We start from the raw sequence: 12188 nt of genomic DNA, 5'->3' as shown, positions 1-12188 counted from the left end.
CGGCTCAGACCACCACCACGCCGCGGTGCTTGGCCTCGCCCTCGGGCTCCACATGGATGGTGATGATCGCATCGTCCATGTCGCGCTCGAAGGCGTTCTCGATGCGGTCGCAGATGTCGTGGGCGGCGGCCACCGTCATGTCGCCGGGCACCACCAGATGGAATTCCACGAAAGTGATGCGCCCGGCATGACGGGTGCGCAGATCGTGCGCCTCGATGGCGCCGGCGGCGTGCAGCGAGACCAGCTCGCGGATGCGCGCCACCACGTCCGGGGGCGGGGCGGCGTCCATCAGCCCGCCCACGGAATCCTTCATCAGGCTCCAGCCGGTCCACAGCACGTTCAGCGCGACAAGCCCGGCGATCAGCGGATCGAGCACCGGCCAGCCGGTGACGGGCACCAGCACGAAGCCGATCAGCACGCCGCCGGAGGTGACGACATCGGTCAGCACATGCCGGCCGTCGGCGACCAGGGCCGGCGAGCGCATGGCCTTGCCCACCCGCAGCAGCACCATGCACCAGATGGCGTTGATGACCGTCGCCGCGCCGTTGATGAGCATGCCGGTGAAGGGCTGGTCGGGCAGATGCGGGTCGAGGAAGCCGTAATAGGCCTCGCGCATGATGGTGATGGCGGCCACCACCACGAGCACGCCTTCCAGAACGGCGGAAATGTATTCCGCCTTGTGATGGCCGAACTGGTGGTTGTCGTCGGCGGGGCGCGCGGACACCGTGATGGCGAACAGGGCGGCGGCCGATGCGGCGACGTTGATGATGCTTTCCAGCGCATCGGACAGCAGGGCCACCGAGCCGGTGATCCACCACGCCAGCGTCTTCAGGCCGAGGACGATCGCGCCGACCAGCACGCTCGCCGCCGCAATCCAGAGCACCTTGCGGCTCATGTCGGCCTCCATTCTGCGCGCCGTCGGGGGCGGCGCCGCGGGTCCGTCCCGCGATGCAGCACGTACAAAACCCCGCGCCCGGGCGCAACCGCGCGAGGGTCGCAGTCCCGGCCGAGCTGCCGGTTACACCCGCTCTACACCGCCGCTCAGGGCAGCTTCATGTGGGCGAGCGAGCGCTGCATGGCTTCGGGCCCCACCATGATGACACCGTCGAACGGCGAACTCATCTCCAGGATCAGGAAGATGGCGCCCGCCAGCGACAACGCGCACAGGGGAAAGACGATGAGCGAGACCAGATTCACCGGCGAGAACAGGCCGAAGCTGGCGAAGATCAGCGTCAGCCAGACGATCAGCACGACGATGAACACCGGGGGGATATCCGTGACGCTCTCGGCGATGATCGTCCAGCGCAGGGCGTTGAGCGACTTGAACCGGTCGAGCGCCTCCGCCTTGAGGTCGGTCTGCTCGGGCCCGGACGGGGTGAGGATGCGGATCTCATGGCCCACTCGCTCCAGCTTCTGCTCGGAATCAAGGCTGGCCACCCGCATGGTCTGGTCGGCGGCGTCTGGCCAGGTCTCGGCGATGGCGTGGACCGTGTAGACCTTGAGCGCATCGCGCGCGGGCTTCGCATCGGGCCCGTAGTGCTGGAGCGTGGCGTCGAGAATGGTGAGGAAGGTCGCGTATTGCTGCACGTCCTTGCCGGTGGTGTCGAAATTGCCCTTCACCGAGGCGGTCATCAGACCCAGGATCAGCGACGCCATGGCGGCGACCATGCCGACGCCCAGCTTCACCGCCTCCTGCGTCTCCTTGGAGAGGTGATGCGCCTTCAGCCAGCGCTGGGCGCCCATGCCGAACAGCGCTCCGCCCTCGAGCGCGAGAAAGACCAGTATCGCGACCTGCCACGCCTGCATGGCTTCCCCCTGGCCTGCACTGCCGTCTGACTTGTGCTGGATTATCGGCGCAGGCGGCCGAAGGTTCGCCCGATACGACGCCGGCCCCGAAGCGTAAAGGGAGAAATTTGCGGACCGGCGCCATACCGTAACGGGAACTGCCTTTGCAGGAACCGCGCTGCGAGAGCCGTGCGGCGATCAGCGCGCGGCGGCGGCGATCAGCGCCCGCTTGCGGGCAAGGTCGGCATAGCCGGTCACCACGTCCGTCCCGATGACATAGGCGGGGGGATCGAGCACCCGGAGGGCGGCAGCGAGCGCCACGCCCTGGGTGAGGATGTCGGTGATGTCCGGCTGGTTGGCGGCGCGGAACACCTTGTAGTGGTCGAGCCCCTCGGCGCGCACCACGTTGATCGCCTTCACCCCGTCGATGTCGCCGGTGGTGGCGGCGAGCGCGAGGTAGAAGTCGCCGAACTTCCCGGGGTGGAGGGAAAGCACTGCCAGCGCGACCCGCGCCGCCTCGATGGAGCCCACGTCCACCCGCGGCGTCTGCACGATGGCATAGGCGAGCTTCGCGTCACCGGCGAGAAGCTCGCGCATGTCGAAGGCGGAGCGGCGCCAGTCCGGGGCGTTGAAATCCACCAGCTCGGTGACGAGGGGCTTGGTCTTCTCCGCCCCCAGCACCGCCTTGCCGGGCATGCCGTCCAGCAGCTTGCGCGCCTCCGGGGAGAGCGGATCGGCGAACGCGGGCGCGGCGATCGCCATGGCGGCGAGACCGGCACCAGCGGCGAGCAGGCCCCGGCGGGTGAGCGGGCGAGAGGGGACGCCCATGCCCCGGCCCTATTCGGCGGCCTTGGTGGGCACGTCTGCCGCTGCCTGGGCCTCGGCATCCTCCTGCGCCTTCAGCACGTCGGGGTGCGGCATGGAGATGATGTTGTAGCCGGAATCGACGAAATGCACCTCGCCGGTCACGCCCGCGGAGAGGTCGGAGAGGAGATAGAGGGCCGAGCCGCCCACCTCCTCGATGCTGACCGTGCGGCGCAGGGGCGCGTGGCGCTTCTGGTAGTTGAACATCACCCGCGCATCGGCGATGCCGGCGCCCGCAAGGGTGCGCACCGGGCCGGCGGAGATGGCGTTGACGCGGATGCCCACCGGGCCGAAGTCCGCCGCCAGATACCGCACGGAGGCTTCCAGCGCCGCCTTGGCCACGCCCATCACGTTGTAATTGGGCATGACGCGGGTGGAGCCGCCATAGGTGAGGGTAATCAGCGAACCGCCCTCGGTCATCAGCGCGGCCGCGCGCTTGGCGATCTCGGTGAAGGAGAAGCAGGAGATCACCATGGTGCGGGAGAAGTTCTCCCGGCTGGTGTCGGCGTAGCGGCCCTTCAGCTCGGACTTGTCGGAGAAGGCGACGGCGTGGACCAGGAAGTCGATGCTGCCCCAGGCCTCCTTCAGCGCGGCGAACACCGCGTCCACGCTGGCGAGGTCTTCCACGTCGCACGGCAGCATGAGGGAGGAGCCGACGCTCTGGGCCAGCGGCTTCACGCGCTTGGCCACCTGCTCGCCCTGGTAGGTGAAGGCGAGTTCCGCGCCCTGACCCGCCAGCGCCTTGGCGATGCCCCAGGCGATGGAATGATCGTTGGCGACACCCATCACCAGGCCGCGCTTGCCCTTCATCAGGTCCTGCATAACCCACCCTCTTGCGCCTGAGACGCCGATAGCAGACGGCGCCCGGCCACGCCATCGCGTTTCGGCCGGCGCCGGCTCACCATTGATGACCAATCCTGAACGCCGCCTTCAGGCGGGACGGTCAGGCGTCCAGCACCCTCAGGCGTCGACGTGCTTGATGACGAGGCTGGCGTTGGTGCCGCCGAAGCCGAAGCCGTTGGACAGCACATGCCCGAGCGTCACGTTGTCCACCCGCTGGCGCACGATGGGCATGTCGGCGAACGCCGGGTCGATCTCCTCGATGTTGGCGCTCTCGGCGATGAAGCCGTTCTGCATCATGAGGATGGAATAGATCGCCTCGTGCACGCCGGTGGCGCCCTGCGAGTGGCCGGTGAGCGACTTGGTGGCCGAGATGGGCGGGCACTTGTCGCCGAACACGGCGCGGATCGCCTCGATCTCCTTGAGATCGCCGATGGGCGTCGAGGTGGCGTGCGGGTTGATGTAGTCGATGGGCGCCTTGATGCCCGCGATGGCGAGCTTCATGGCGCGCTCGGCGCCCTCGCCCGAGGGGGCCACCATGTCCACGCCGTCGGAAGTGGCGCCATAGCCGGCGATTTCGCCGTAGATGCGCGCGCCGCGGGCCTTGGCGTGCTCCAGCTCTTCCAGCACGAGGACACCGGCGCCGCCGGAAATCACGAAGCCGTCGCGGTTCTTGTCATAGGCGCGGGAGGCCACCGCCGGGCGGTCGTTGAAGTTGGACGACATGGCGCCCATGCCGTCGAACAGCACGGAGAGAGTCCAGTGCAGGTCCTCGCAGCCGCCGGCGAAGATGATGTCCTGCTTGCCGTACTGGATCAGCTCGTAGGCGTTGCCGATGCAGATGTTGGTCGTCGCGCAGGCGGCCGAGATGGAATAGCTCAGGCCCTTGATCTTGAACCAGGTGGAGAGGGTCGCCGAGGCGGTGGAGCCCATGGCCTTGGGCACCGCGAACGGGCCGACGCGCTTCGGGCCCTTCTCGCGGGTGATGTCGGCCGAATCCACGATGGTCTTGGTGGAGGAGCCGCCCGAACCCATCACCAGGCCGGTGCGGATGTTCGAAACCTCGTTCGGCTCAAGGCCCGAATCGCGGATGGCCTGCTCCATGGCCACGTGGTTCCACGCGGTGCCGCCGCCGTGGAAGCGCATGGCGCGGCGGTCAACGACCTCTTCCGCATTCAGGGTCGGCGCACCGTGCACCTGGGAGCGGAATCCGAGCCGGGAATAGTCCTCGGCGAAGGAAATACCGCTCTTGGCTTCGCGCAGGCTGGCGAGAACCTCCTGCGTGTTGTTGCCGATGGACGAGACGATGCCCATCCCGGTGACGACGACGCGCCGCATGTCAAATCCCCATTGGAGTGCACCCAGTGTCGCCGCAGATCGTGGCGAGGCCTTGTCAGGCGCTCGCGGCGCCTGCGGGCTGGGGTGCCGTCTCGGCCTGGAACAGGCCCACCTTCAGATCCTTGGCGCGGTAGATCACCTCGCCGTCCGCCGCCAGCCAGCCGTCGGCGATCCCGAGCACCAGCTTGGAGCGCATGACGCGCTTGAACTCGATGCCGTAGACCACCTTCTTCACGCCCGGGAGAACCTGGCCGGAGAATTTCAGTTCGCCGAGGCCCAGCGCCCGGCCGCGGCCGGACGAGCCGAGCCAGCCGAGGTGGAAGCCCACCAGCTGCCACAGGGCATCAAGGCCGAGGCAGCCGGGCATGACGGGATCGCCCTTGAAGTGGCAGGCGAAGAACCAGAGGTCCGGATTCACGTCCAGCTCGGCGCGCACCATGCCCTTGCCGAATTCGCCGCCGGTCTCCGAGATTTCGGTGATCCGGTCGAACATCAGCATGGGCGGCAGCGGCAATTGCGCGTTCCCGGCCCCGAACAGCTCGCCACGTCCGCACGCGAGGAGATCCTCATACTCGAAGCTGGTCTGCCGGTCCGCCATTCTCGCCAGTGTCGCCATTTTAGTCCTCTGCACCGCCCGCAGGGCAGCCGAGGGTTGCTGTTGATGAGCCTCTAGGCCCGCCCCCGTCATCGGCGGCGGGCACTCCCTAACATAGGGACGGGCGCGCTCAAAGTCATGAAAGCGTCACGTGTGGCACGAGGCGCGCGATATCCGGCCGCGCCGGGCGAACCGGATCGGCAGCTCGGGCGTTGCCCTTGGGGAGCGCTCGGGCGCTGCCCCCGGGGCGATGGGATATCCTGTCGCGCAGGGGCAAGGTGCCCCGGCGCCCCGGGCGCGACACCGGGCAGGAGAACGCAATGCCGATTCTGAAGGAGTTCAAGGAGTTCGCGGTCCGCGGCAATGTGGTGGACCTTGCGGTCGGCGTCATCATCGGTGCCGCGTTCGGCAATATCGTCACCTCGCTGGTGGGCGACGTGTTCATGCCGGTCATCGGTGCCGTCACCGGCGGGCTCGACTTCTCGAACTACTTCGTGCCGCTGTCCAAGTCCGTCACCGCCGCGAACCTCGCCGACGCCAAGAAACAGGGCGCGGTATTAGCGTATGGATCATTCATCACCATCGCCATCAATTTCATCATCGTGGCGGGTGTGCTCTTCCTCGTGGTGCGCGGCATCAACGCCTTGCGCCGGGCGGAGGCGGGCAAGCCGCCGGCAGCGCCGACCAAGTCCGAGGCGCTGCTGATGGAGATTCGCGACATCCTCGCCTCCGAACGCCCCGCCGCCCGCCCGGCGGTGACGCCCGCGCCCCCGACCCCGCCGACCATGTGAAGCCGGAATGGTGGCTCAGGGCTTCGCGCCCTGCGCCGCCAGTTCGTCCTGCCGCCGCAGGAAACCTCGCACCACCGCCACCGACTCGTCGGGACGGTCGTTGAAGATGCCGTGGGCGGCGCCGGGGATCACCGCAAACTCTGCGCCGCCAGGAACCTGCTCGGCGAAGGCCGCGACCGTGGAGATGCGCGTCTCGTCATACTGGCCCACGACGAACAAGGTGCGCGCCCCGTCGAGCCGCGCCAGCAGCGGCTCCCCATCGTAATCCTTCAGCGTGCCGGTCTGGGTGAACTCGCCGGCCCCGTTCATAGCCACATACAATTTCTCGTTGAGCTTGAGGTTCTGCGCCGCCTCATAGGTCTTGCGCATGGCGGGCAGCGGCTCGCGCCGGTTGAAGGCGGCATAGAAGGCGCCCGACGCCGCATCGCAGGTGGCCGGATGCGGTGGGGCGGAGCCTTCACAGGCGTCGATCACCTTCTGCACGTCTGCCGGGAGCGCCGCGCGGCGGGCGGCGACGTCCGCGATCCAGCTTTTGCCGGAGATGAAGGGGCTCGCCAGCACCAGTCCCGCGCGTGTCGCGGGGTTGCGCGCCGCCCATTCGAGGGCGATCGTCGCGCCCCAGCTGTGCCCCAGCACGTGAAAGCGCGGCAGCCCCAGCGCCGTGCCCACGGCGTCGATCTCGTCGGCGAAGCGTGCGACCGTCCAGTTAGCAGGATCGTCGGGATGGTCGGAGCGGCCGCTGTCGAGCTGGTCGTAGAGCACCACCATGCGCTCGTCGGCCAGTTCCAGCGGGTCGTGGAAGGTGGAATGCATTCCGCCAGGCCCGCCGTGAAGCAGCAGCACCGGCAGGCGTCCGCCCGTGCTCGTCCCGTTGGTGCGCACGTAAATGCGCCCGCCCTTGACGGGAACCATCAGTTCCCGGTCTGCCGGGGGGAACACGGCCGGACGGGCCAGCGCGGGACGGAAGGGAGGGACCAGCGCCTCCGCGCCCAAAAGCGTCCCGCCAAGGAACGAGAGTAAGGCGCGTCGATCCAGCCCGGCCATGATGCCCCACCGTCAGGAGGAAGGAGCATCACGGGTAACAGAGTAGCCGCCGCGGTCAAGGGCGGCGTGCTGCCGCCCAACGGTCAGCGGAAATCGGCGCCCACCGCGTCCGCCACATGGGCAAAGCCATCGGCCTTGAGGCGGGCGGCAAGGTCGGTCTTGATGCGGCCGACGAGGCCGGGGCCGTGGAACACCAGCGCCGAATAGAGCTGCACGAGGCTCGCCCCGGCCCGGATCTTGGCATAGGCGTCCGCGCCCGAGCTGATGCCGCCGGAGCCGACCAGCGGCAGGCGGCCGCCCACGAGGCGATAAAGCGCCCCGAGCCGCTCGGTGGAGAGCGTCATCAGCGGCTTGCCGGAGAGGCCGCCGGCCTCACCCTTGTGCGCGCTGTGCAGGCTCGGCGGGCGCGACAAAGTGGTGTTGCCCATGATGATTCCGTCGATCCCGGTCTCCAGCGCCACCTCGGCGACGTCGGCGAGGCCGGCGTCGTCGAGGTCGGGCGCCACCTTCACCAGCAGCGGCGGACGTTCCGCAAGGTCAGGGACCGAGGCGTTGCGCACGTCCACGAGATGGGCGAGCAGCGCCTCCATCTCCGCCCGGGCCTGCAGGGCGCGCAGGCCCGGCGTGTTGGGGGAGGAGATGTTGCACACGATATAATCGGCGAGACGGCAGGTGGCGGACACGCCGGCGGCGTAATCCTCCAGCGTGTCCTCGCTCTCCTTGTTCTTCCCCACATTGGCGCCGAGGATGCTCTTGCCGCCCGCCGCCCGGCGCTTGGCCAGCCGGTAGACGAAGGGGGCGAGGCCCTCGCTGTTGAAGCCGAAGCGGTTGATGACCGCCTCATCTTCCTCCAGCCGGAACAGGCGCGGCTGCGGATTGCCGGGCTGCGGGCGCGGCGTGACCGTGCCCATCTCGGCGAAGCCGAAGCCCATCTTCAGCAGGCCGTCGGCAACCTCGCAGTGCTTGTCGAAGCCGGCGGCGAGGCCCACGGGATTGGGGAAGTCGAGGCCCCACACGCGAGTGGCGAGCACCGGGTCGTCATGGCCGGAGAGGTCCGGCATCAGGCCCCGCGCCATGGCGCGGACGGCATAGCCGTGCGCCCGCTCAGGGGTCACCAGCCCGAGGAAGGGCCGAACAAGGGCGTAGAGATCCATTTAGGGCGTCACTCGCCGGTGGTGGCGGTGCCGCCGTGGGCCTTGGACCAGGCGTGCGGCTCGTGCAGGAACGATTCGATCTCGGCGACCTGCGCGGATTCGAAGCGGTTCATCTTCTTCACCTGCGCCAGCACGTCCCACCAGGTGGCGAGGCGGTGCAGGCTGAGGCCAGCGCCGTCCAGGATGCCCGCGGCCTCGGAGAAGATGTCGTAATAGAAGAACACGAAGCAGTGTTGGCACTCCGCGCCGGCATCACGCAAGGCATTGACGAAATTGACCTTGCTCTTGCCGTCGGTGGTCAGGTCCTCGACCAGGAGCACGCGCTCGCCGGGGGCGAGGTGGCCCTCGATCTGGGCGTTGCGGCCGAAGCCCTTGGGCTTCTTGCGCACATACTGCATGGGCAGCATCATCCGGTCCGCGACCCAGGCGGCAAAGGGAATGCCCGCCGTCTCGCCGCCCGCCACCGTGTCGAACTGCTCGTAGCCGATGTCGCGGTAGATGGTGGAGATGCCGAAATCCACCAGCGTCTGGCGCACGCGCGGGAAGGAGATGAGGCGGCGGCAGTCGATATAGACCGGGCTCGCCCAGCCCGAGGTGAAGATGAAGGGCTCGCCGGAGGAAAAGCGCACCGCCTCGACCTCGAGCAGCATCCGCGCCGTCTGCTCGGCGATGGTAGCCTTGTCCGGGAAAGCAGTGACATTCGCCATGGGTGAAGCCTTCGTCGCGGTTTCGTCGCTTGTGTGTGACGCGCATATATCAGAGCCGGGCGGCATTGCGACAGGCCCGGTGACGCGGCGCAGGAAAAAGCGCTGCGCATGACCGGAATGCGTCCTGCCACGGCCGGCTCAACCGGAGAACGACCTCTCCTGCGCCAGCAGGGCGTCCACATAGGCCTCGGCGCTGGTGGCCTGCGCAAACCGGTCGGCGAGCTGCGCGGCTCGCGCATGACTGTCCTTAAGCCGGCCGGCCAACCGCAGGATGGCGGCGGCGAAAGCTTTGGCGTCGTAGGGGGCGAACACCTCTCCCTCCGCCTCCCCTCCTGCGACGGACGCCCCAGCGAACGTCCCGGCGGAAGCCACGACAGGCCGTCCGGCGGCGGCGGACTGGGTGAAGATGCCCGAGCCACGCATGCCAAACACCTTAGGATCATAGGGCAGCAGCATGGCGTCCACGCTACGGGTTGCCGTGGCGAACGCCTCCTCCGTCAGAACCTGATCGATGAGGCGCACATCCGGCAGCGCGCGCAGCGCCATCTCGGCCGCCGCCGTCTCCGCCTCGTTCCCACTTCGCTGCACCTGAACCACGAAATCCGCGGCGAGGCCCTGTGCGCGGCACAGCCGGATGGCCTCCGGCAGGAGATGAAACCCCTTGTCGTTCTTGGAAACGCCCAGAAATCCAAACATCGGCCGTTCCGGCACCGGCCGTGCGCGCGCCACGTTGCCGAACGGCACCGGCAGGCGGATGGGATCGATGCCATAGCCCTCCCGGTACAGATTGGCGATGGCGTCATTTTCAGTGCCGAAGACCAAGCCGTCGTCCATCAGCGGGCGCGCGATCGCGAATGCCTCCTTGTAGATGCCGGGCCCCAGCTCGCCGGATCGACGCCAGGGAATCCAGTCGGGAGCGAACATCAGCTGGCACACCACGCGCGGCCGCGCGCCCTGTGGCAGGGCTGCCAGCGCCTGGACGAGGCCGAGGATCTGGTTCTGCATCACATTGGGCAGAACCACGACATTTCCCCGCGCCAGCACGCCGGCGGGCAGAGCCATGAGATCGGCGCGGAACAAGGCGTTGAGACGCTCCGCGCTGATCCGCTCCCGCAGGAGATGCGAGCGGGCGCGCCGCAGGCGCAGGGCGCCGCCTATACGGTGTTTTAGAACCTCCGACAGTGACGGATCAACGCTTTCATAGAGCGATGCGCTGAAATGGGGGACGGCACCGAGGTCGTCTGCGACCTCCCGGTCCATGGTCCGCGTACCGAAGACCCGCACGCCGTGGCCGCGTGCCGCGACCGCTTCCCCCACCTTCCTTACCAAGCTGTAGCTGTGCCCACCACGGTGAGCCAGAGAACCATCCAGAAGGAATACGTCCATCGCCACCCCTGACGCTACGCGCATGCACCGATGGACGAACATGCACCACACAATCAACCCAAGGCGGCAAAAACCGCGACCTGCCTTTGGTCCGCCGCGCCGGCGCTCGCGGGCCGGAGGTGGCGCGTCACGATCTTCAGGACTTCCGCGAAAGGCTGCGCGCGTGCTCCAGCGCCATTTCCAGCCGGTCGTTGCCCCAGAACAGCTCGCCATCGGCGGTGAAGAAGGTGGGCGCGCCGAACACGCCGCGCGCCTGCGCCTCCTCGGTCTGGGCGCGCAGGCGCGCCTTGTTCACCTCGGATTCGGCGGCGGCGATCTCCTCGTCCCAGAAATGGCCGAGACCGGCGAGCACCTGCCGGACGGTCTCCCGGTCCGAAATGTCGCGGCCCTGCGCGAATTCCGCGGAGAACAGGGCGCGGGTGAAGGACGGCCGGCAGGCATCGTTGAGGTGCATGGCCACCCGTGCCGCCAGAAGGCCGTTGGCCGGAAAGGTCGCGGGCTTGGTGATGGGCGGCAGGCGCTGGGCGCTCGCGAGGCGGTCGAGATCCCGCCACATATGCGCACCCTTCAGGGGATAGACGTTGAAGGGCGAGCTTGTGTAGCCCTGCGCGGCGAAGATGGGGCCGAGCAGGAACGGCTTCCAGTTCACCCGCACGTCCGCAAGCTCGGCCAGAGCGGCGATGCGGCAGGCGGCGAGGTAGGAATAAGGCGAGGCGAACTCGTAATAGAAATCGAGGGTGCCGCTGGCCATGGGCTCCTCCGGCCTGTACATCGCGGCGGAAGAGTGCGGCGGGGAAAGCCCCGCGTGCAAGGGTCTGGATCAACAGGCTGGATCAATCCCGGATCGGAGCAGGCGACGCGGTGAAGTGGGTGCTGTTCTTCGCGCTGGTGATCGGGGCCGCGGTGGCGATCCTGTTCACCGTGTTCCCCGAGTGGGACATGGCCATCTCCAGCCTGTTCTGGAATGCCACGCGCCGCAATTTCGGCGTCGCGGGTCTGGGATGGGCGGCCAACATCCGCACCCTCGCCAACTGGCTGCCGTGGGTCTTCGCCGGCCCGGCCTTCGCCGCCATCCTCCTCAAGTTCATTTTTCCCCGGGGTAAAATGTTCATGCCGTCGCGGGCGGCGGTGCTGCTCGCCGTCACCATGGCGCTGGGGCCGGGGCTCCTGGTCAACGGCATCCTGAAGGAGCATTGGGGCCGGCCGCGCCCGGTGCATGTGGACACCTTCGGTGGCAAGGACACCTTCCGCCCCTGGTATGCCACCGACGGCACCTGCCCCACCAATTGCTCCTTCGTCTCCGGCGAAGGGTCCCTCGGCTTCTGGCTGGTGGCCCCGGCAAGCCTCGTGCCCGGCCCGGCGGGGGCGGTGGCGATGGTGGCGGCGGTCTCCTTCGGCGCGCTGGCGGGGGGCCTGCGCATCGCCTTCGGCGGGCATTTCTTCACCGATGTGGTGTTTTCCGGCGTGCTGGTCATCCTGCTCATCGTCGGCATGCGGCTCTGGCTGTACGACCGCAAGCGTAGCCCCACCGATGCCTCCCTCGAAGACGCCATCGGCAACGCCGGCCTCGCCTTCCAGGCGGGCGTGCGCCGGCTTCTCGGCCGGGCCTGAGCGGCCACCCGACCCCATCCTTGACCGAGACGGCTTGCCAGAGCGCCGCGCGCGCCTATAGTCCGCGCCGATT

At 68.2% G+C, this 12188-nt stretch carries 13 protein-coding genes; 2 read left to right on the top strand and 11 right to left on the bottom strand.

Annotation, left to right across the window (positions count from 1 at the left end; all coding sequences use genetic code 11):
* Nucleotides 1-4: 4 nt before the first annotated feature.
* The 6 genes from ACT535_RS12775 to fabA form a co-directional block, all read right to left on the bottom strand.
* Nucleotides 5-895: a cation diffusion facilitator family transporter gene (locus tag ACT535_RS12775; RefSeq protein WP_476364651.1), complete on the bottom strand. Its 891-nt coding sequence runs from the start codon at nt 893-895 to the stop codon at nt 5-7.
* 146 nt (nt 896-1041) lie between these two features.
* Entirely contained in the window at nt 1042-1806 is a 765-nt protein-coding gene (locus tag ACT535_RS12770) for a bestrophin-like domain (protein WP_168461440.1), read from the bottom strand.
* A gap of 177 nt (nt 1807-1983) precedes the next feature.
* Nucleotides 1984-2613 (bottom strand): thioredoxin domain-containing protein, encoded by a 630-nt coding sequence (locus ACT535_RS12765; protein WP_476364650.1) that lies wholly within the window; start codon nt 2611-2613, stop codon nt 1984-1986.
* A gap of 9 nt (nt 2614-2622) precedes the next feature.
* Entirely contained in the window at nt 2623-3471 is an 849-nt protein-coding gene (gene fabI / locus ACT535_RS12760) for an enoyl-ACP reductase FabI (RefSeq protein WP_476364649.1), read from the bottom strand.
* Nucleotides 3472-3609: 138 nt separating this feature from the next.
* Nucleotides 3610-4827 carry a beta-ketoacyl-ACP synthase I gene (fabB, locus tag ACT535_RS12755; RefSeq protein WP_168461447.1) on the bottom strand — a complete coding sequence of 406 codons (1218 nt, stop codon included), beginning with the start codon at nt 4825-4827 and terminating at the stop codon, nt 3610-3612.
* A 55-nt stretch (nt 4828-4882) separates the two neighbouring features.
* On the bottom strand, nt 4883-5425 hold the full coding sequence (gene fabA / locus ACT535_RS12750) for a 3-hydroxyacyl-[acyl-carrier-protein] dehydratase FabA (protein ID WP_168461873.1): 543 nt from the start codon (nt 5423-5425) through the stop codon (nt 4883-4885).
* Between the two features lie 323 nt (nt 5426-5748).
* Between fabA and mscL the strand changes: the two genes are divergently transcribed.
* Entirely contained in the window at nt 5749-6213 is a 465-nt protein-coding gene (gene mscL / locus ACT535_RS12745; RefSeq protein WP_476364721.1) for a large conductance mechanosensitive channel protein MscL, read from the top strand.
* 15 nt (nt 6214-6228) lie between these two features.
* Here the strand turns inward: mscL and ACT535_RS12740 are convergent, their stop codons facing one another.
* From ACT535_RS12740 to ACT535_RS12720, 5 genes are all read right to left on the bottom strand, one after another.
* Nucleotides 6229-7125 (bottom strand): proline iminopeptidase-family hydrolase, encoded by an 897-nt coding sequence (locus tag ACT535_RS12740; protein ID WP_476364648.1) that lies wholly within the window; start codon nt 7123-7125, stop codon nt 6229-6231.
* A 215-nt stretch (nt 7126-7340) separates the two neighbouring features.
* Nucleotides 7341-8411 carry a quinone-dependent dihydroorotate dehydrogenase gene (locus tag ACT535_RS12735; protein ID WP_476364647.1) on the bottom strand — a complete coding sequence of 357 codons (1071 nt, stop codon included), beginning with the start codon at nt 8409-8411 and terminating at the stop codon, nt 7341-7343.
* Between the two features lie 8 nt (nt 8412-8419).
* Nucleotides 8420-9118, bottom strand: coding sequence for an orotate phosphoribosyltransferase (locus tag ACT535_RS12730; RefSeq protein WP_168461452.1), 699 nt, complete (start codon nt 9116-9118; stop codon nt 8420-8422).
* 138 nt (nt 9119-9256) lie between these two features.
* Nucleotides 9257-10378, bottom strand: a complete 1122-nt coding sequence (locus ACT535_RS12725; protein WP_476364646.1) for a glycosyltransferase — start codon at nt 10376-10378, stop codon at nt 9257-9259.
* Between the two features lie 262 nt (nt 10379-10640).
* The gene (locus ACT535_RS12720; protein ID WP_476364645.1) at nt 10641-11255 is read right to left on the bottom strand and encodes a DsbA family protein; all 615 of its coding nucleotides are present in this window, start codon (nt 11253-11255) and stop codon (nt 10641-10643) included.
* A gap of 110 nt (nt 11256-11365) precedes the next feature.
* Between ACT535_RS12720 and ACT535_RS12715 the strand changes: the two genes are divergently transcribed.
* Complete coding sequence (locus ACT535_RS12715) at nt 11366-12115, top strand: phosphatase PAP2 family protein (RefSeq protein WP_476364644.1); 750 nt, start codon at nt 11366-11368, stop codon at nt 12113-12115.
* Nucleotides 12116-12188 lie beyond the last annotated feature (73 nt).

It is taken from the genome of Xanthobacter sp. DMC12 (assembly GCF_056314105.1).
The sequence above is the reverse complement of the archived record's forward strand: the minus strand, read 5'-3'. Positions and strand labels throughout refer to the sequence as shown.

Bases quoted from the DNA above. Each gene is read 5' to 3' on its own strand.
- ACT535_RS12740 (WP_476364648.1), bottom strand. From the start codon at position 7,125: ATGGTTCCCGTCAAGGGCGGGCGCATTTACGTGCGCACCAACGGGACG.
- ACT535_RS12730 (WP_168461452.1), bottom strand. From the start codon at position 9,118: ATGGCGAATGTCACTGCTTTCCCGGACAAGGCTACCATCGCCGAGCAG.
- fabB (WP_168461447.1), bottom strand. From the start codon at position 4,827: ATGCGGCGCGTCGTCGTCACCGGGATGGGCATCGTCTCGTCCATCGGC.
- ACT535_RS12720 (WP_476364645.1), bottom strand. From the start codon at position 11,255: ATGGCCAGCGGCACCCTCGATTTCTATTACGAGTTCGCCTCGCCTTAT.
- fabA (WP_168461873.1), bottom strand. From the start codon at position 5,425: ATGGCGGACCGGCAGACCAGCTTCGAGTATGAGGATCTCCTCGCGTGC.
- ACT535_RS12735 (WP_476364647.1), bottom strand. From the start codon at position 8,411: ATGGATCTCTACGCCCTTGTTCGGCCCTTCCTCGGGCTGGTGACCCCT.
- ACT535_RS12725 (WP_476364646.1), bottom strand. From the start codon at position 10,378: ATGGACCGGGAGGTCGCAGACGACCTCGGTGCCGTCCCCCATTTCAGC.
- fabI (WP_476364649.1), bottom strand. From the start codon at position 3,471: ATGCAGGACCTGATGAAGGGCAAGCGCGGCCTGGTGATGGGTGTCGCC.
- ACT535_RS12770 (WP_168461440.1), bottom strand. From the start codon at position 1,806: ATGCAGGCGTGGCAGGTCGCGATACTGGTCTTTCTCGCGCTCGAGGGC.
- ACT535_RS12775 (WP_476364651.1), bottom strand. From the start codon at position 895: ATGAGCCGCAAGGTGCTCTGGATTGCGGCGGCGAGCGTGCTGGTCGGC.
- ACT535_RS12765 (WP_476364650.1), bottom strand. From the start codon at position 2,613: ATGGGCGTCCCCTCTCGCCCGCTCACCCGCCGGGGCCTGCTCGCCGCT.